Below are 18,963 nucleotides of genomic sequence, written 5' to 3' on the forward strand. Positions count from 1 at the left end.
CGCTCAGCGCGACAGCGCGAAGCGCAGCGTGTCGAGGCCGACGCCGCCGATGTCGAGCGCGCGCTTGTGGAACTGCTTGATCGAGAAGGCGTCGCCCTCACGCTCGGCGACCTCGTCGCGCAGCTGCTCCCAGATGCGCTGGCCCACCTTGTACGAGGGCGCCTGACCCGGCCAGCCGAGGTACCGGTTGACCTCGAACCTCACGAACTCGTCGGGCATGTTGACGTTGCGCAGCATGAACTCCAGCGCGAAGTCGGCGTCCCAGACCCCCTGGTCGTCGGGACGCTGCTTCTCGAGGTGCACGCCGATGTCGAGCACGACGCGCGCGGCGCGCATGCGCTGACCGTCGAGCATGCCGAGGCGGTCGGCCGGGTCGGACAGGTAGCCCAGCTGCTCCATGAGCCGCTCGGCGTAAAGCGCCCAGCCTTCGGCGTGGCCCGACGTGCCGCCCAGCAGGCGGCGATAGGTGTTGAGCTGCGCGCGGTTGTACACGGCCTGCGCGATCTGCAGGTGGTGACCCGGGACGCCCTCGTGGTAGACGGTCGTGAGTTCGCGCCAGGTGTCGAACTCCTCGACGCCCTCCGGCACCGACCACCACATGCGGCCCGGGCGCGAGAAGTCGTCGGTCGGACCGGTGTAGTAGATGCCGCCTTCCTTCGTGGGGGCGATCATGCACTCGAGCTTGCGGATCGGCTCGGCGATGTCGAAGTGCGTCTTGCCGAGTTCGGCGACGGCGCGGTCGCTCGTCTCCTGCATCCACTTCTGCAGCGCGTCGGTGCCGTAGAGCTTGCGGCTCGCGTCCTGCTCGAGGAAGGCCACGGCCTCCTCGACGCTGGCCCCTGCCTTGATCTCGTGCGCGATCGCCTCCTGCTCGGCGACCATGCGGGCGAGCTCTTCGACACCCCACTCGTAGGTCTCGTCGAGGTCGATGGTCGCACCGAGGAAGCGGCGGCTGTGCAGCGCGTAGAGCTCGCGGCCGACGGCATCCTTCTCGTTCGCGACCGGCGCGAGTTCGTTCGACAGGAACGATGCCAGCTCGTCGTACGCGACGCGTGCGGCGTTGGCGTTGTCGGCGAGATCGCGAGCCAGCGAAGCGGGCAGCTGGCCCTCCTCCGGAGCGGCCTCCGCGGCGAACGTGGCGAAGAAGCCGTTCTCCGAGGTGTAGCGGGCGATCTGCGTCGCGACCTCGGTGACCTGCCGGCGCGCGGGCACCACACCCTGCGAGATACCTTCGCGCAGGGTGGTCATGTAGCCGTCGATCGCACCCGAGACCGCTCCGAGCCGCTTGGCGATGACCGACCAGTCGTCGGCGGTGGCGGTGGGCATCAGATCGAACGCCGAGCGGATGTTCTGCGCGTGCGAGGCGATGACGTTCAGGTCGCGCAGCGGCCACTTGGCCTCGTGCAGGTCGAGCTCGAGCTGGATCTCGCGCGAGATGTCGTCCTTGGTCACGGCGTCGACATCGTCGTCGGCGGTCGCGGCCTCGAGGGCGGCCAGCGTCTTGCGCCCCTCCTCGATGAGGCGCTCCTGCCCGGCGGGGCTGTAGTCGCCGAACCGGTCGTTGTACTCCGACCGGCCGATGTAGGTCGCGAGCGTCGGCTCGAGTTCGGCGAGTGTGTCGACCCACGCATCAGCGATCTTGTCGATCTGCGTGGGCGTGCGGGTTTCGTCTGTCATGGCTTCGAGCCTAGGGATGCGACGCGGTGCCGACAAACGTGAGCCGCGGTCTCCTCGCGATACGTGCGAGCGCGTGAGGTCAGTGGCCGGCGATGTCCCAGTTCGCGCCCCGGCCGACCTGCACGTCGAGCGGCACCGACAGCTGGGCGGCATCGCCCATGCGCGTGCGAACGATCCGCTCCGCGGCGTCCCACTCCCCTGGCGCGACTTCGATCACGAGCTCGTCGTGGATCTGCAGCAGCACCCGCGAGCGCAGGCCTTCCGCGGCGAAGTCGTCGTGGATGTGGAAGAGCGCGACCTTCATGATGTCGGCCGCGCTGCCCTGGATCGGCGCGTTGAGCGCTGCGCGCTCGGCGTTCTCGCGCAGCACCCGATTGGGGCTCGCGAGGTCGGGGAACGGCCGCCGGCGGCCGAAGATCGTCTCGGTGTAGCCGTCGATGCGGGCCTGCTCGACCGAAGAGCGCAGGTAGTCGCGCACCGCGCCGAAGCGGGCGAAGTACTCCAGCATCAGCTGCTTCGCCTCGGACTGCTCGATGCGCAGCTGCTTGGAGAGGCCGAACGCGGAGAGCCCGTAGACGAGGCCGTACGACATGGCCTTGACCTTGGTGCGCATGGCCGGTGAGACGTCTTCAGGTGCCACGCCGAACACCCGCGAGCCGACGAAGCGGTGGGTGTCCTCGCCGGAGTTGAACGCCTCGATCAGTCCCGGGTCGCCGGAGAGGTGCGCCATGATGCGCATCTCGATCTGCGAGTAGTCGGCGGTGAGGAGCGTCTCGTAGCCCTCGCCCACAGTGAAGGCGGAGCGGATGCGCCTGCTCTCCTCCGTGCGGATCGGGATGTTCTGCAGGTTCGGATCCGTGCTCGACAGACGCCCGGTCTGGCTGCCGGTCTGGACGTAAGTGGTGTGGATGCGCCCGTCGGCCCCGCTCGTGCGATCGCCGCCGATCGCGCTGTCGAGCGACTCGATGATCTGGCGCAGCTTGGTGGCCTCGCGGTGCTGCAGGAGCAGGTCGAGGAACGGGTGGGGGTTGGTCTCCTGGAGATCGGCGAGAACCGCGGCATCCGTCGAGTAGCCGGTCTTGGTCTTGCGCGTCTTCGGCAGCTGGAGCTCCTCGAACAGCACTTCCTGCAGCTGCTTCGGCGAGCCGAGGTTGACCTCGCGGCCGATCGCGGCGTAGGCGTCCTGTGCGAGCGCGTCGGCGCGGGCGCCGAGCTCGCCGGAGAACTGGGTGAGCGTCTCGTGCGAGACGGCGACACCGGCCAGCTCCATGTCGGCGAGGGTGTGGAGCGTCGGCAGCTCGATGTCGGTGAGCACCGCGGCGACGCTCGGCGGCATCTCGGCCCGGATCGCGCGGACGACGCGCGCGAGGTACCACGAGAACTGTCCGGTGGTGGCACCCTCGGTCTCGGGAACGAGCTGCGAGGGGTCCGATTCGGGGAGCTTCTCGTCGAGGTACCGGTCCACGAGGTCGGCGAGCGTCTTGTCGGGGAAGCTGGGTCGCAGCAGCCAGCCGGCGAGGATCACGTCGAAGGTGAGACCACCGAGCTGCAGCCCGGCGCGGCGGAGCGCCTTCACCTGCGGCTTCGCGTCGGCGAACGCCTTCGGCGCATCGGAGGCCAGCCAGGGGGTCAGAGCCGTGGCGAGCTCGGGCGTCCAGTCGGCCTCGGCCGCGGCATCCGTCGTCGCCACGCCGATGCGGGCCGGAAGACCGCCTTCGACGGTGATGGTCACGCCCAGCTCGCCGGTGGCCTCGGCGACCCACGCCGCGAACTCGGCGGGTGCGAGCGCCTTCGCGACCGGCGCGAGTTCGGCGGCCGCCGACGAGACCGCCGCCATCTGCTGCTCGATGCCGGCCAGCTCGGCGACGCGCGGGATGAGCGTCTTGAACTCGAGCCGCGAGAAGATGTCGCGCACCGCCTGGGCGTCCATGGGCTGGACCTCGAGATCGCCGGGGCTCAGCGGCAGCTCGACGTCGGTCAGCAGCCGGTTGAGGCGGCGGTTGCGGCGTACGTCGTCGAGGTGGTCCCGCAGGTTGCCGCCCACGACGCCCTTGATCGAGTCGGCGCCTTCCAGCAGCGCGTCGAGCGAGCCGAACTGGGTGAGCCACTTCACGGCCGTCTTCTCGCCCACCTTGGGAACACCCGGAAGGTTGTCGCTGGTCTCGCCCACGAGCGCCGCGATGTCGGGGTACTGCTCGGGCGGCACGCCGTAGCGGTCGATCACGGCCTGCCGGTCGTAGCGCTTGAGCTGCGAGACGCCCTGCACGTTCGGGTACAGCAGCGTGATGTCGTCGTTGACGAGCTGGATGGTGTCGCGGTCGCCCGAGCACACGAGCACCTGGAACCCCTGCTGGGCACCCTGCGTCGCGAGGGTCGCGAGGATGTCGTCGGCCTCGATGTCTTCCTGCTGCAGCACGCGGATGCTCATGGCCGCCAGGCAGTCCTGGAGCAGCGGGATCTGGCCCTTGAACTCGGACGGCGTCTCGGAGCGGTTGGCCTTGTACTCGGTGTACTCCCGGGTGCGGAACGACTGCCGCGAGGTGTCGAAAGCGACCGCGAGGTGGGTCGGCTTCTCCGCCTTGATCAGGTTGATCAGCATCGCGAGGAACCCGTAGATCCCGTTCGTGTGCTGCCCGTCCTTCGTCGAGAAGTTGTCCACCGGGAGGGCGTAGAACGCCCGATACGCCAGCGAATGGCCGTCCACGACGAGAAGGGTAGGCTTTGCGGAGTCCGTCACCCTGCAAGCCTAGTCAGGGCCGACGACAGTCCCGCCCCGCGCGGAACGCCGCCCCCTCCCCCGCCGCTGAAGGTGAAGTCATGCCCGAGACATCCGTCGCCCACGAGGACGCCCTGGAGTGGGCGACCGGCCGCGGCATCGGCGCGCTGGCCGAGAAGATGGGCTTCGAGTGGCTCGAGTTCACGTCCGAGCGGGCGGTCGCACGTATGCCGGTGGCGGGCAACACCCAGCCTGTGGGGCTCTTCCACGGAGGCGCGTACGTCGTGCTCGGCGAGTCGCTCGGATCCATGCACGCGAACTACCACGCCGGCCCCGGGCGGCTGGCCGTCGGCGTCGACATCAACGCGACGCACACCCGCTCGGCGACCGAGGGCTACGTGACGGGCGTGTGCACACCGCTTCACCTCGGTCGGAGCCTCACGGTCCACGAGATCGTGCTGACCGACGACCAGGGCCGTCGCTGCTCCACGGTGCGCATCACGAACCACATCAAGGACCTGCCGCAGTCCGGTCGCTGAGCCTCGGTTCCCCACGTCGTCGGGTGGGTCGCGACTCAAAGGCGTGGCTGCGAGGTTTCGCGTGGCGGCCGGCACGCGGCATGCGTCTCCCGCCTCAGCCCGGCCAGAGCTCGCGCTGTCATCCAACGCCCATGTCAATCACGGCGCACGGCGTGGGCGCTCGGTGACAGCACGGGCTCTGGCCGGAGAAGCAGGGGCGGGGCGAGACGGAAAGATGCTGCGGCGAGCAGACGAAGAAGAGCGGATGCCCAGGGCCGGGGCATCCGCTCTTCTTGAAGTCTGATCAGCCCTTCTTGGGCGCGAGCTGCTCGATGATCGCCTTGGCGACGTCCTGCATGGTGAGGCGGCGGTCCATCGACGCCTTCTGGATCCAGCGGAAGGCCTCGGGCTCGGAAAGACCCATCTTCTCGTTGAGCAGGCCCTTGGCGCGGTCGACGAGCTTGCGGGTCTCGAAGCGCTCGACCATGTCGGCGACCTCGGCCTCGAGCGTGATGATCTGCTCGTAGCGGGCCAGGGCGATCTCGATCGCAGGCAGCAGGTCGTTGGGCGTGAAGGGCTTCACGACGTAGGCCAGGGCGCCGGCCTCGCTCGCGCGCTCGACGAGCTCCTTCTGGCTGAAGGCGGTGAGCAGCACGACCGGGGCGATGTGGTTCTTGCTCAGCTTCTCGGCGGCGGAGATGCCGTCGAGCTGCGGCATCTTGACGTCCATGATGACGAGGTCGGGACGCAGTTCGGTGGCCAGGGCCACCGCCGTCTCGCCGTCGCCGGCCTCGCCGACGACGTCGAATCCGTTGTCGCGAAGGATCTCGACGATGTCGAGCCGGATGAGCGACTCGTCCTCGGCGACCACGACGCGACGGGGGGTGGATGCCGTCGATGCGGCGGTCTGCTCCTGCTCAGTCACCATTGAATCCTACGGTATGGTCAATCGCGGACGCGCGGCACGCCGCGCGGGCCGGTGTGGCGGAATGGCAGACGCGACCGACTCAAACTCGGTTGCCCGCAAGGGCGTGTGGGTTCGACTCCCACCACCGGCACTCCCCCGACTTCGCGAAGAGCGGATGCCTCGATCAGAGGCATCCGCTCTTCTGCGTTTTCCTGCGGCAGCTGAGCCGCTCGCGACCCTCGCGCAAAAAAGTTGGTATTCGGTGTTGCTAAGTACCGGTACCTAGTGTTACTTTCTAGTGGTAGTCAACATCACTGAGTAGCAAGAACGAAGGAGGTGCGCCATGGGCAAGCAGGAGACCGAGATGCTCAAGGGCACGCTGGAGGGCATCGTGCTCGCGATCCTCTCCGGCAGGCCGGCGTACGGCTACGAGATCACCTCGTGGCTGCGCGACCAGGGCTTCTCCGACATCGCGGAAGGCACTGTCTACGCCCTGCTGGTCAGGGTCGAGCAGCGGGGCCTCGTCGACGTCGAGAAGGTCCCGTCGGAGAAGGGTCCGCCTCGCAAGGTGTACTCGCTCAACGCACAGGGCCGCGAGCAGCTGGCCGAGTTCTGGAGGACCTGGAGCTTCCTCGCAGAACGCATCGAGTCGCTCCACCGTCAGAACGCAGACAAAGACAACACCACCCCCCAGGAAGAGGACTGATCATGGCCGCCAAGTGGTACGAAGTCGTCACCGGCTCGATCGAGCAGAAGAAGCAGTACAAGCAGTACAAGGCCCGCGTCGAGGCGCTTCCCGAGCCGTATCGCACGGCCGCGAAGGCGCTGGACCGGTACTTCATGACCGTCGGCGGCATGACCGACGGCGAGACGATGATCCAGATGCTCAGCGACTCCGCCGACCTCTGGGAGCGCGCGGCGGCCGACGGCACGCCGGTCCGCGACATCGTCGGCGAGGATCCGTCGGCGTTCGCGGAGGAGTTCACCGCTGCCTACTCGGGCAAGCAGTGGATCGACAAGGAGCGCGCACGTCTGAACAAGGCGATCGACGACGCAGAACGGAGTGAGGGAGAATGACCACCACCGCCGCCATCGAGGTCAAGGGCCTCGAGAAGTCCTTCAAGGACCTGCATGTGCTGCGCGGCGTCGACTTCGACGTGGAGCGGGGAAGCATCTTCGCCCTCCTCGGATCCAACGGCGCGGGCAAGACCACCGTCGTGCGGATCCTGTCGACGCTGATGAAGGCCGACGCCGGCGTCGCGACGATCACCGGCTTCGACGTCGCCGGCAAGGCGCAGAAGGTGCGCGAGACGATCAGCCTCACGGGGCAGTTCGCCGCCGTGGACGAGGTGCTCAGCGGTCGTGAGAACCTCGTGCTGATCGCCCAGCTGCGTCACCTGCCCGACCCGGGCGCGATCGCCGACGGCCTCCTGGCACGGTTCTCGCTGACCGACGCCGGCGCCCGCAAGGTGGCGACGTACTCCGGCGGCATGCGCCGGCGGCTCGACATCGCCATGAGCCTCATCGGCAACCCGCCGGTGATCTTCCTCGACGAGCCGACGACGGGGCTGGACCCCGCGGCGCGCATCGAAGTGTGGGAGGCGGTCAAGGAGCTCGCCCGGGGAGGCACCACGGTGCTCCTCACCACGCAGTACCTCGAAGAGGCTGAGCAGCTCGCGGACCGCATCGCGATCCTCCACAAGGGACGCATCATCGTCAACGGCACGCTGGGCGACCTCAAGGCGCTGCTGCCGCCGGCGAAGGTCGAGTACGTCGAGAAGCAGCCCAGCCTCGAGGACGTGTTCTTCGCGCTCACCGGCGAGACCGACACCGCAGAACCCGGAGCCGCCGAGTCCGGCGCTCCGCAGACACGAAAGGAAGGGCGATGACCGCTCACGTCATCGGCGACACCGCCGTGCTCACCGGTCGGTCGCTGCGTCACATCCTGCGCAGTCCCGACACCATCATCACCACCGCCGTCACGCCGATCGCGCTGATGCTGCTGTTCGTCTACGTGTTCGGCGGGGCGATCGAGCTCGGCGCAGGCCAGGGGTCGTACATCGACTACATGCTGCCCGGCATCCTGCTCATCACGATCGCGTCCGGCATCGCCTACACGGCGTACCGCCTGTTCCTCGACATGCAGGGCGGGATCTTCGAGCGGTTCCAGTCGCTGCCGATCTCGCGGTCGAGCGTGCTGTGGGCGCACGTGCTGACATCGCTGGTGTCGATCCTGGTGTCACTCGCCATCGTCATCGGCGTGGCGCTCCTGATGGGCTTCCGCACCGGCGCGAGCTTCGGCGCGTGGCTCGGCGTGGCGGGCATGCTGGTGCTGTTCACGCTGGCGCTCACCTGGCTGGCGGTGATCCCGGGCCTCACGGCCAAGACGGTGGACGGTGCGAGCGCGTTCTCGTACCCGCTCATCTTCCTGCCGTTCATCAGCTCGGCGTTCGTGCCCACCGAGAGCATGCCGGCACCGGTGCAGTGGTTCGCCGAGAACCAGCCCGTGACGTCGATCGTCGACTCCATGCGGGCGCTGTTCGCCGGCCAGCCCGTCGGCTCCGACATCTGGGTGGCGATGGCCTGGCTCGTCGGGATCCTCGTCGCCGCCTACATCGGGTCGATGGCGATCTACCGTCGGAAGATCAGCTGATCGACCGCTGACACCAAGAAGAGCGGATGCCTCGAACCGAGGCATCCGCTCTTCTGCTGTCCGCGGGCTAGGCGCCGAAGTACTGGTTGCCCAGCGCCTTGCTCTTGAGCGCATCAAACTCGCCCTGCGTGATCGTGCCGGCGTCGAGCAGCGCCTTGGCCTTGGCGATGTCTTCCGCGGGGCTCGAAGAGGCCGAGGGACGGTACTCGTCGGACTCGGGCACGACTCCCCCGCGTGCGGCCGCCGCGCGCTGGGCCATGCCCTTGCCGTTGACGATGATGTAGATCAGGGCGGTGAGGAACGGCACGAACACCAGTGCGATGATCCACAGCGCCTTGAGCCAGCCGTTGAGCTTCTCGTCGCGGAACAGGTCGGTGATGATCACGATGACCACGTACAGGTACGCGATGAAGTAGAAGCTCCACAGCAGGAACCAGATGAAGTCGTTGAAGAACATGGTGCCCCTTCGGCGAGAGATGGTGGCGATAGCGTAGCGCGCTGTGAACGAGCCGCATACGACACACCGGCACTGTGTCAAGCCCGCCGGCGAGATCCTCCCGCGATGCGAGGATTGCCCCTCCGACACGAGGGGGAAGGACCCGGATGCGCCACTCCGAGATCGCCCGGACGGCACGCGAGATCTTCGGATGGGAGGCTCTGCGGGAGGGGCAGTCCGAGGCGATCGCGGCGCTGGCAGCCGGCCGGGATGCGATCGTGATCCTGCCCACCGGCGCGGGCAAGTCCGCCGTGTATCAACTGGCCGGTCACCTTCGCGAGGGCCTCACGCTTGTCGTCTCGCCGCTCATCGCACTGCAGGACGATCAGGTCGCCCAGCTCGCGTCCGCACCGCACGCGCCGAGGGGCGCGGTGCTGAACTCCACGCTCACCGAGCGCGCAGCCGATGATCTGTGGGGCGAGGTGACCGAGGGACGGATCGGATGCCTCTTCCTCACGCCCGAACAACTGTCCAAGGACGACGTGATCGACCGGCTGCGTGCCGTCGGCGTCGGGCTGTTCGCCGTCGACGAGGCGCATTGCGTCGCGAGCTGGGGGCATGACTTCCGTCCGGACTATCTGAGGCTGGGCGCCGTCCGAGAGCGGCTCGGCGCCCCGCCGATCGTCGCTCTCACGGCGACCGGGGCCGAACCGGTGCGCGCCGAGATCGCCGAGCGGCTGGGGCTGCACGATCCTGAGGTGATCGTCCGGGGCGTGGATCGGCCGAATCTCGAGCTGACGGTCCGCCGCATCGTCACCGCCGACGACAAGCGCGATGCCGTCATCGAGTCGGTCGCGTCGACGGGCGGGTCGGGGCTCCTCTACACCGCGACCCGCAGGGAGGCCGAGCAGTACGCCGCCGCGCTCGCCGAGCGCGGGAAGCGCGTCGGCGTCTACCACGCAGGCCTGTCCAGGGTCGAGCGGGAAGCCGCGCACCGCGCCTTCCTGGACGACGGCGTCGACGTCGTCGTGGCCACCAACGCGTTCGGGATGGGCATCGACAAGCCCGACGTGCGATTCGTCACCCACGCTTCCGTGCCCGAATCGCTGGACTCCTACTACCAGGAGATCGGGCGTGCCGGGCGGGACGGCGCCCCGGCCGAGGCGACGCTGTTCTACCGCCCGGAGGATCTCGGGATCCGCAAGTACTTCGTCTCGCGGACCGTCGACCGGGACGAGCTCGCCGCGGCCTTCCGCGCTGTCGCCCGCGCCGAGGGACCCGTTCCGGCGAAGGCGCTGGCCGCGGCACTCGGCGTCGCTCCCCGGCGGGCGCTGCACCTGCTGAACCTGCTGGCAGAGGGCGGCGCGGTGCGCGTCGGCCGGCGCGGAGCGGTGGTCGAGGCATCCGTGTCGGCGTCCGCTGCCGCAGCCGCCGCAGAAGAGGCGTCCGAGCGTCGCGGGCGGATCGAGCGTTCCCGCCTGGACGTGATGCGGCGCTACGCCGAGACGCGCGACTGCCGACGCCGTGTGCTGCTGCGGTACTTCGGCGAGGATCTCGCCGGGCCGTGCGGGCACTGCGACACGTGCCAGGCGGGGGTCGTCGACGACACGGCGGTCGACGAGTCGGGCGTGCCGTTCCCCGCCGGTTCAGCGGTCGAGCACGCGGAATGGGGCCGTGGATCCGTCTCGGCGGTGGAGGGCGACCGTCTCACCGTGTTCTTCGAAGAACAGGGCTACAAGACGCTCGCCCTCGACACCGTCATCGAGAACGGACTGCTCAGCCGCGCGGGCTGAGAACGGACAGGGCCCGCGTCAGTCGGCGGCCTCCGTCCTGGAGCGACGCCGGGCTACGAACAGCAGCGACAATCCACCGAGCACGATCAGACCCACGCCGAGCCACAGCCAGTCGCCGCCGGTGGACCCTGTCGCCGGAAGCGGCTGGGGTACCGTGACCGTCACGTTGTCCTCGGCGCAGAAGACGCCGTCCACGACGCCGTCGGCGTCTTCGTAGCAGACCTCGCCCGTATTCACGATGCTGGTGGCTCTGGTCGTCGAGCGCAGCGTCACGTCGAGAGTCACCGGTGGTGCGGCGGTGATGTTCGGACCCAGCACGCCGAGCAGATCGCACCGCAGCGATCCGCCGAAGCCTGCGGAGTCTGCGCCCGTGACCGCGCAGTTCTCCCAGCGCGGGAACGCGGGCGCCGGTGCGGTCGTGATGGCGTCGACGCGCAGGTCGTCGGGGATCTCATCGAACAGCGTGACCGGCTCAGCCGCCCCCTCGCCCGTGGAGGTCACCTGCAGCGTGTATTCGAAGGACGAACCGGGCTTGGCCGACGTCGTGCTCGCGGTCTTCTCGATGTCGAGCAGCGGCGGCCGGTCGATCGCGCATGTGGGCAGAGCCTGCGGGTAGACGGCGAGCACCGTCTGCGAGGGATTGATGGAGAACTCCACCGAGAGCGGCTCCTTCGTCACCGTGTACGGATTCGCAGGGTCGCCGCTCGGCGTGTAGGTCTCGCCTCGCCACGGGAACGTGGCGTCGGTCTCGTCCAGGATCAGATCGAGGAAACGGGTGCCCGGGACCACGGACGCCGGGTCAGCGAGGTCCGCCTCGGTGACAGGGCGCCAGCCGGGGAACTGGTACGGGATGCCGTCGTCGTTCACCGCCGCCCCGGGCCAGAGAAGGCGCCCGTCGCGTTCCTCCCAGGGCACGGTGTCGACGCGCGTGAGCGTGCCGTCAGCGCTCGTCCACGTGATGGTGATTTCGCCGGGCTCCACCGACGACGTCGTCTGCACGTCGAAGTACAGCCACGGAACGTCGGCGATGCAGCGCACGTACGCTCCGGCCGAGATGCGCTTGACGGGCACCTCGGAGTCGTCGCAGTTGTTCGAAGGGTCGATGTCTTCTTGCGCGAGCGCGAGCTCCGCCTCGCCCTGCCCGGGTGAGGCCAGACCGGGCTGCGGCTCGACCAGCGCCACACACGCCTCGTTGGGGATGGGGCTCTCGTCCAGCGGCGGCACCTGCGGCGGCGGAGCGCTCGGATCGACCGCGGGAGGTGCGTCGATCGGAGGCTCGGGCAGCATCCGCACCGGAATGCGGATCTCGGCGACCGCATCGCTTGCGAACACGCCGGTGAAGGTCGCCTCGAACGCACTGTCTGTCGGACCCGAATCCTGCGTCCAGCCGGCGGCGGGGTCGAAGGTGGCAGGGCCGGCGACCTCGAGCGCCGGATCGATGAGATCCGTCACCGTCAGACCGTTGACCGGATCAGCGAGGTTGGTCACCGTGAGGACCCATTCGAACTCGTCGCCGGCCTCGACCGCGGTCTCGCCGTCCTCGAGCTCGTAGGACTTTTCGATCATGACGTCGTACTCGGGGCACTCCACCTCATTGGTGACGGTGAAGGAGTTGACAGTCGCCGTGAGCTCCTTGAGTCCGGTGCCGTTGTCTCCCGTGTTGACGATGCTGCAGCTCTCGGGGACGATGACGTCGGTCTCATCGACATTGACCTCGTCGCCGAGGGCGTACGGTCCGACCTCGACGCCCCAGTCCACATTCACACCGTCGATGGTGCCCTGCGCGGAATAGCCCGCGGGAAGGTCGGGGTCGTCCCAGGCGATCGGCTCACCGCCGTCGATGATCCATTCCTTGAGGATCTCGACGACGACCGGAACGTCATGGCAGGCGTCGTCCGACCACTCGCCGCCCGACACGACGGTCGCCGTGTTCAGAAGGCCCTGGCCGCCCTCGCCCTCGCACAGCAGCCCCGGGCCGGCGCCGTCGAGCTGCACTGTGAACGACACGGTGACGGTGAACGAGTGCGTGGCTCCCCCGGGCAGCGTCTCGTCCTCCACGATCATGTGGCTGGTGGGACTTGCACCGTTCCACGCGGGATTCACGGTGACATCGCCGCTGGTCACCTCCCGTCCGATGACCTGCACCGCGCCGGAGAAGTCGGGCACGTCCTGCAGGTCGTAGACGACCTCCTGGTCGGCGCTGCCGTTCGCGACGGTGATGGTGTAGGACGCCTCGAAGTGGTCGTCCACCTTCACGACGGTTCCGTCGGTCTCCTTCGTGATGATCGGGCGCGCCGGGATGCCGCACCCGGTATCGGTCTGCGGCACGCCGTCGCTCGTGAGCGTCGCGGTGTTCAGGAAGCCGACGTCCGGCTCGCCCTCGGTCGCGTCGCACGTCAGCGTGGTCGGGTCTTCGAACGCGTCGGCGTCGACGGCCGCGGTCACCGTGACGGTGTAGTCATGCACCGCGTCGATCCCGATCGCCTTCGGCACGGGACCGACGATGACCTCCGTCGGCGTCGTCGCGGGGTCCGCCCACGATCCGCTGTCGCCCTCACCGGTCCACGACGCGGTCAGGACGTCGATCGCACCGCCGAAGTTCAGCGTGTCGGACAGTGTGTACGTCGACACGAACTCCGCGTTGCCGGTGACGGTCAGGTCGTAGACGAGCGTCCACACGCCGTCACCGCCCTGGACGACCGTCGGGTCGCTCTTCTCGACGGTGGGACGGCCGCCCTCCTCGATCTCCGTGCAGTCGACGTCTTCGCGCACGATGTCACCGCTCGTGAGCTCGATCTCGTTGAAGAAGCCGGCGCCCGGACCCTGCTCGACATCGCACTCGCGCTCTCCCGCCGGCAGGCCCGCCGGGACGGTCGCATTGATGGTGATCGTGTAGACATCGGTTTCGCCGGCGGCGATGGGCTGGTCGCTCACGACTGGGATGATGGCGGGCACCGGGCTCACGGATGCGCCGGCGTCGATGCGGTAGGAGTTCAGCGTCACTTCCGCCGGGAACCCGGGGTCATCCGTGAGAGAGTAGAAGCTCGGCTTCGCGCCGGGCGCCGTGTTGCTCACGGTGATCGTGTAGGTGACGTCCCATGTGGCGTCCGGGTTCTGCACGGCCGTCGCACCGCTCTTCTCGACCGTCGGCGCGCTGGGCGCGTCGCAGGCCGTGTCGGTCGTCGGCACCCCGGCGACCGTGAGAACCGCTGCGTTGTTGAACGCGCCGTCGCTGTCGTCCTGCGGACACGCCGTCTGGGCCGGTGTGAGGTCGGGGCCCGTGACCGCGATGCCCGAGACCGTGATCAGCCAGACGTCGGTGGACCCGGCGCCCAGAGTCCGGCCGGTCGCCAGCGGCCCGGATCCGGACCACGGCAGGGGCCCGGGGTTGCCGTTCACCGCGACGGTGTAGGTCGCACCGCCAGTGTCGTTGCCGGCGCCGAAGTGCAGGTCGTCGCTCAGCGAGTATGGCGCGGCCACCGTTCCCGAGTTGATCACGTCGATGCGGTACTGGATGGTCCAGGTGCCGTCCGCCCCCTGGGTCACCGATCCGGCGACCACGCTCTTGTCGTGTTCGATCACGATCGGGGCGTTCACGAACCGACACGTGCCCACGCCGTTCGGCGGCAGCGTGACGCTGGTCGCGTCGACGAAGCCGTTGCCCACGTCGCACTGGAGCGATTGCTGGATGTAGCCGGGCACGTCGGACTCACTGAGGACGTACGCCGTGCCCGGACGGATGGAGATCTGCGTCCCGCTCTTGACCGTCTGCGGGTCCAGTCCCGGAATCGGTGGACCCTGCGGCGTGGCGGTCAGGTCCCACGTCGCCGGCGTCGCCGCGCCGCCCTCGGGCTGGATCTCCTTCAGGAGTGTCAGCCGGGCGGTCTGGTTCACCGCGGTGCACTGCACCCAGGTGCCGAAGCCCACGATCACGCCGCCGTTCAGGCCGCCCGCGTTTCCGCCGGTCGGGTTGCCGTTGGCGTCGCGCGGCACGCACGCCCAGCTGCCGGTCGAGCCGGGAACGGACAGCACCGGGTCGCGGTTGTCGACCTGGATGTACCGCGGGTCGCCGCCCGACTCGGCGAGCGGGTACACGAGTCCCGGTGTCACGTCGCCCGTCACGCCCGAGCCGCTGTCGTTGCCGGCGGGGAAGGCGGCACCGCCCGGTGGGGTGAGCGCGTCGAGCGTCCACAGGTTGGTGGGCACGCCGTCCCCGTCCACGTCCTTGAGGAGAGTGAGCCGCGTCGGGCACGTCACCGTGTTCGTGATCTGCACGGTGTTGGTGCCGGCCGCGAGGACGGCGGAGTAGTCCCCTGCAGCGAGATCGAAGTCGGCGGGTGCGCCGTTGAACGCGGTCACCAGCCGGGAGTTGAGGGTGCACAGCGTCGGCAGCGTGCCGACGTTCTCGTTGACAGGGACGCTCTGCCCGGCGGAGAGACCGCCCGTCGTGTCGCCGAACCCGGTCGTCACGCCGTTGACGCTTGCGTTCGCTGACAGCGACGGATCCTGCGAGCCGTGCGGCACCGCGGGGGCGCCGTTGACGACCCACAGCTTGTCGACCACGAGCTCGGCCGGCGGGTTCGGCTGCCTGTTGAAGAACACGCAGCTCGCGGCCGTGGACGGGCTGACCGGCACGACCACGCCGGGTTGGCCGTCGACCGTCGGGGCATTCGTGACGCCGGGTATCAGCGCGTTGGTGTTGAGGTCCCGGCACACGGCATTGACGCCGCCCTGCGGCAGCAGGGTGAACCCGGCCTGCTGGGTCTCACGGATGGTCACCGTTCCGTCGGTGGTTCCGCCCGTGTAGTCGAGCGGGAAGCTGATCGAACCGGTGCCCGCGGCGGTCAGTCCGTCGGCGGGGTTCGGTGTGCCGATCGCGATGCCGGCCGTCGGCGCGGTGGCTGAAATCGCCCAGCCACCGGCGGGTGTCGCCGCGGCGAGGTCTCCGCTCGGCGGGACGACCTGCTTCACGACGCTCACCGAGCCCTGACAGTTGCCCAGCGCCAACTGGCGCATGGCGTCGCCGGCAGCGGCGTAGTCCGCCGTCTGGTAATAGTCGGCGCTCGCGGAGTTCGAGCCGTTGTAGGCGTTTCCACCCGAGATCGCACGAAGATTCAGCGCGGTCTGCGGGGCGCTGACCCCGCTGCCGACGCCGAGTGCCACGATCCGCGTGCCCTCCGCCTTGACGGCGTTCGCGGAGAAGACCGCGTTCTCCACCTCGCGCACGCGGGTGAAGTTGCCCGGCGCCGACTCGGTGCCGTACACGGTGGGATTACCGTCGGTGAGGATGATGAGCACGTCGTACGAGGTGGCCGCCGTCGCCACCTGATAGAGACCGCGGTCCCAGTTCGTGGTGCCGTTGGTCGGCGCTGTCAAACCGTCGATCCAGCCGTTCACCGTCGCCGCGCCCGCCGCCGTCGAGACTGCCGTGATCGGCCGGTTCTGGTTGTTGGTGTTGTTTGCCGGGGCGCTCTGCGCGAAGGTGAACAGCCCGATGCGCGACGGTGTACCGACCATCGAGTTCACGAGGGTCTTCGCAGCATCGCGCGCGGCGACGATCGACGGGTTCACCGATCCTGAGAGGTCCATCACGAGGGCGATGTCGAGTCCGCACTGCTGCGGCAGCACCGGGTTGTTGCGGGATGTCTGCCAGACACCGCCCGACGCGATCCGGTTGGTGTTGCCCGACGACACCATGAACTCCGCGGGCGGGGTGGTCGTGTAGGTGCTGCCGGCGCGGACCTGCCAGGTGCCGCCCACGTTCTGGCCGACCCGGAACGAGTAGCTCGTCGCCTGGTTGTCGCCGCCGAAGGCGTCGCCGGTGCGCAGCTGCGGGTTGGTGAAGGTCCCGGCCGGAGGGGCGATCTGGCGCACATACATCTCGCGGTCGCGGTTGACGCCGCCGTCGCCGGTGTCGGGCACGACGAAGCTGCAGTCGCCCTCCGCGTCCGCGGTGCAGGTGAAGAGCTGCGTGCCGCCGGTGAGCGTCGTGAAGAGCCCCAGCTGTACGCCCGCCAAGGGGGCGATCGCGTTGGGGTCTGACTGGCTGCGGGTGTCGCCGGTGCGGACCGTGATGACGGCCTCGCCCGCGCCCGGTGCGGGAACGGCGAAGACGCCGACATCCGTCGGCTCCGCCGCGTCGAGGGCCGGCTCCTCGATCTGCGTCGAGTCATCGTCTGCCACCGGCTCGGCGCCTGGGGGCGCGTCCTCGGGTGCTGTCGACGGTGCGGGTGCTTCGGGATGTGGAGGATCCGCCGGCACCTCCGTGGGACTCGGCTCCTCACTCTCGACCGTCGCTGGATCGGTTGCTGTGTCGTCAGGCGGTTCTGTCGGCGTGTCGGTCGGCGTGGGCGTGGTCGAGGGGGCAGGGGCGACCACCTCATCGGCCAGCGCGCCCGAGGGCAGCCCCACCGCGACGAGCGCCACGATGGCGACCACGGTGAGCGGGGCCATCGCGCGCCGAAATAGTCGGGCGCCGGCTCGTCGCGAGCGCTTCGATACGTGGACATGGTTCACGGAAGACGTGCGGAACATGGTCGCCTCGCAGGTTGGTCGCGCGTTCTCATAGGGACGCGACGCCGTCCGACCACGACCTGATGCCGCCCCCGGTCGGCTATCCCCGTGCCACCGCCCAGGTGACCCGCCACACAGTAGTACCAAAAGCGGCATAGCATAAGGTCGCGCGCCGAAAATAGGCGTATGCCACGCCGCGCACATCCCTGCGCATCCTCGTGCGGGAACGGAAAGGCCGCGCTCACGATCGTGAGCGCGGCCGATGCGGGTGCTTGTGCCTGTGCGTCCTACAGCTCGCCCGACTTGTAGATCGGCGCCTTGCCGTGAACGGCGTCGCCGACCTTGTGGATGCGGATGTCGTTGGTGGAGCCGATGATGCCGGGAGGCGATCCTGAGATCACGACCACCTTGTCGCCGACCTTCGCCAGGTCGTTCGACAGCAGGTGGTCGTCGACCTGGATGAACATCCGGTCGGTGTGCGCCACGTGCTCGACGAGGGTGGACTGCACGCCCCACGTGAGGGCCATGCGGCGACGGATGCCGGGCTCCGGCGTGAAGCCGATCATCGGGATGCGCGGGCGCAGGCGCGACATGCGGCGCGCGGTGTCGCCCGACTCCGTGAAGATGCAGAGGTACTTCGCCTCGACGAACTCCGCCACCTCGAGCGCGGCGAGGGTGATCGCGCCGCCCTGCGTGCGGGGCTTGGTCGTCAGCGGCAGGATGCGCTCGAGACCGTGCTCCTCGGTGGAGCCGATGATGCGGGCCATCGTCTCGACGGTCACGACCGGGTACTCCCCGACGCTCGTCTCGCCGGACAGCATCACGGCGTCAGCGCCGTCGAGGACGGCGTTGGCGACGTCCGAGGCCTCGGCGCGGGTCGGGACGGGCGAGTGGGTCATCGACTCGAGCATCTGCGTCGCGACGATGACCGGCTTCGCCATGCGGCGGCAGAGCTCGACCGCGCGCTTCTGCACGATCGGCACGGCCTCCAGCGGCAGCTCGACGGCGAGGTCGCCGCGGGCGACCATGATGCCGTCGAACGCGTCGATGATCTCCTCGAGGTTGTCGACCGCCTGCGGCTTCTCGATCTTGGCGATGACGGGGACGTGGCGCCCCTCCTCGGCCATGATCACGTGGACGCGCTGGACGTCCTTCGCGTCGCGCACGAACGACAGCGCGATGATGTCGGCGCCGGCGCGCAGGCCCCAGCGCAGGTCGGCCTCGTCCTTCTCGGACAGCGCGGGGACGTTCACCGCGACGCCGGGCAGGTTGATGCCCTTGTTGTTGGAGACCGGACCGCCCACGACGACCTCGGTGGTGACCACGGTGCCGTCGGTCTCGAGGACCTTCACCCGCACCTTGCCGTCGTCGATGAGGAGGAAGTCGCCGGGCTTGACGTCCTGCGGGAGGCCCTTGAACGTCGTGCCGACGATCTCCTTGGTGCCGAGGATGTCCTCGGTGGTGATCTTGAAGATGTCGCCCGCGGCGAGCTCGTGGGGGCCGTTCTCGAACTTGCCGAGGCGGATCTTCGGACCCTGCAGGTCGACGAGGATCGCGACCGGGCGCCCGGCGTCGTCGGCCGCCTTGCGCACGTTGGCGAAGTTGTTGTCGTGGACCGAGTAGTCCCCGTGGCTCAGGTTGAATCGGGTGACGTCCACACCGGCATCGATGATCGCGCGGACCATCTCATACGTGGATGTGGCCGGACCCAGGGTGGCGACGATCTTCGCGCGTCTCATCCGTGGTTTTC

12 protein-coding genes and 1 tRNA gene are annotated in these 18,963 nt (G+C 68.8%); 7 read left to right on the forward strand and 6 right to left on the reverse strand.

From position 1 onward, the window contains the following. Positions 1-3: 3 nt before the first annotated feature. Together IM767_RS08695 and polA are read right to left on the reverse strand one after the other, a co-directional pair. Positions 4-1,677 carry a DUF885 domain-containing protein gene (locus IM767_RS08695; protein ID WP_109209422.1) on the reverse strand — a complete coding sequence of 558 codons (1,674 nt, stop codon included), beginning with the start codon at positions 1,675-1,677 and terminating at the stop codon, positions 4-6. Between the two features lie 79 nt (positions 1,678-1,756). Then, positions 1,757-4,414, reverse strand: a complete 2,658-nt coding sequence (gene polA, locus IM767_RS08700) for a DNA polymerase I (protein ID WP_109209423.1) — start codon at positions 4,412-4,414, stop codon at positions 1,757-1,759. Between the two features lie 80 nt (positions 4,415-4,494). Here polA and IM767_RS08705 point away from each other — a divergent pair, with 80 nt between their 5' ends. After that, on the forward strand, positions 4,495-4,932 hold the full coding sequence (locus tag IM767_RS08705) for a PaaI family thioesterase (protein ID WP_109209424.1): 438 nt from the start codon (positions 4,495-4,497) through the stop codon (positions 4,930-4,932). Between the two features lie 283 nt (positions 4,933-5,215). On the opposite strand, the gene IM767_RS08710 is transcribed toward IM767_RS08705, so the two are convergent. Beyond that, positions 5,216-5,839, reverse strand: coding sequence for an ANTAR domain-containing response regulator (locus IM767_RS08710; protein ID WP_109209425.1), 624 nt, complete (start codon positions 5,837-5,839; stop codon positions 5,216-5,218). 47 nt (positions 5,840-5,886) lie between these two features. Between IM767_RS08710 and IM767_RS08715 the strand changes: the two genes are divergently transcribed. The 5 genes from IM767_RS08715 (at position 5,887) to IM767_RS08735 (ending at position 8,471) form a co-directional block, all read left to right on the forward strand. Beyond that, positions 5,887-5,969 (forward strand) — tRNA-Leu (locus IM767_RS08715). Positions 5,970-6,161: 192 nt separating this feature from the next. Then, positions 6,162-6,524, forward strand: coding sequence for a PadR family transcriptional regulator (locus IM767_RS08720; RefSeq protein ID WP_109209426.1), 363 nt, complete (start codon positions 6,162-6,164; stop codon positions 6,522-6,524). Positions 6,525-6,526: 2 nt separating this feature from the next. Next, positions 6,527-6,895 (forward strand): DUF1048 domain-containing protein, encoded by a 369-nt coding sequence (locus IM767_RS08725; RefSeq protein ID WP_109209427.1) that lies wholly within the window; start codon positions 6,527-6,529, stop codon positions 6,893-6,895. Further along, on the forward strand, positions 6,892-7,707 hold the full coding sequence (locus IM767_RS08730; protein WP_109209428.1) for an ABC transporter ATP-binding protein: 816 nt from the start codon (positions 6,892-6,894) through the stop codon (positions 7,705-7,707). Before IM767_RS08725 ends, IM767_RS08730 begins: the two co-directional genes overlap by 4 nt. After that, positions 7,704-8,471 (forward strand): ABC transporter permease, encoded by a 768-nt coding sequence (locus IM767_RS08735; protein ID WP_109209429.1) that lies wholly within the window; start codon positions 7,704-7,706, stop codon positions 8,469-8,471. The genes IM767_RS08730 and IM767_RS08735 overlap by 4 nt, the downstream gene beginning before the upstream one ends. Before the next feature lie 67 nt (positions 8,472-8,538). Here IM767_RS08735 and IM767_RS08740 read toward each other — a convergent pair whose 3' ends face one another. Continuing rightward, positions 8,539-8,928, reverse strand: a complete 390-nt coding sequence (locus tag IM767_RS08740) for an SHOCT domain-containing protein (RefSeq protein WP_109209430.1) — start codon at positions 8,926-8,928, stop codon at positions 8,539-8,541. A 146-nt stretch (positions 8,929-9,074) separates the two neighbouring features. Between IM767_RS08740 and IM767_RS08745 the strand changes: the two genes are divergently transcribed. Further along, on the forward strand, positions 9,075-10,700 hold the full coding sequence (locus IM767_RS08745; protein ID WP_109209431.1) for a RecQ family ATP-dependent DNA helicase: 1,626 nt from the start codon (positions 9,075-9,077) through the stop codon (positions 10,698-10,700). Positions 10,701-10,718: 18 nt separating this feature from the next. Here IM767_RS08745 and IM767_RS08750 read toward each other — a convergent pair whose 3' ends face one another. Together IM767_RS08750 and pyk are read right to left on the reverse strand one after the other, a co-directional pair. Then, positions 10,719-17,153 (reverse strand): VWA domain-containing protein, encoded by a 6,435-nt coding sequence (locus IM767_RS08750; RefSeq protein WP_162564221.1) that lies wholly within the window; start codon positions 17,151-17,153, stop codon positions 10,719-10,721. Positions 17,154-17,500: 347 nt separating this feature from the next. After that, on the reverse strand, positions 17,501-18,952 hold the full coding sequence (gene pyk / locus IM767_RS08755; protein WP_109209433.1) for a pyruvate kinase: 1,452 nt from the start codon (positions 18,950-18,952) through the stop codon (positions 17,501-17,503). Positions 18,953-18,963: the final 11 nt, after the last annotated feature.

Source organism: Microbacterium ureisolvens (assembly GCF_015278315.1).
In the GTDB taxonomy this organism is placed as follows: domain Bacteria; phylum Actinomycetota; class Actinomycetes; order Actinomycetales; family Microbacteriaceae; genus Microbacterium; species Microbacterium ureisolvens.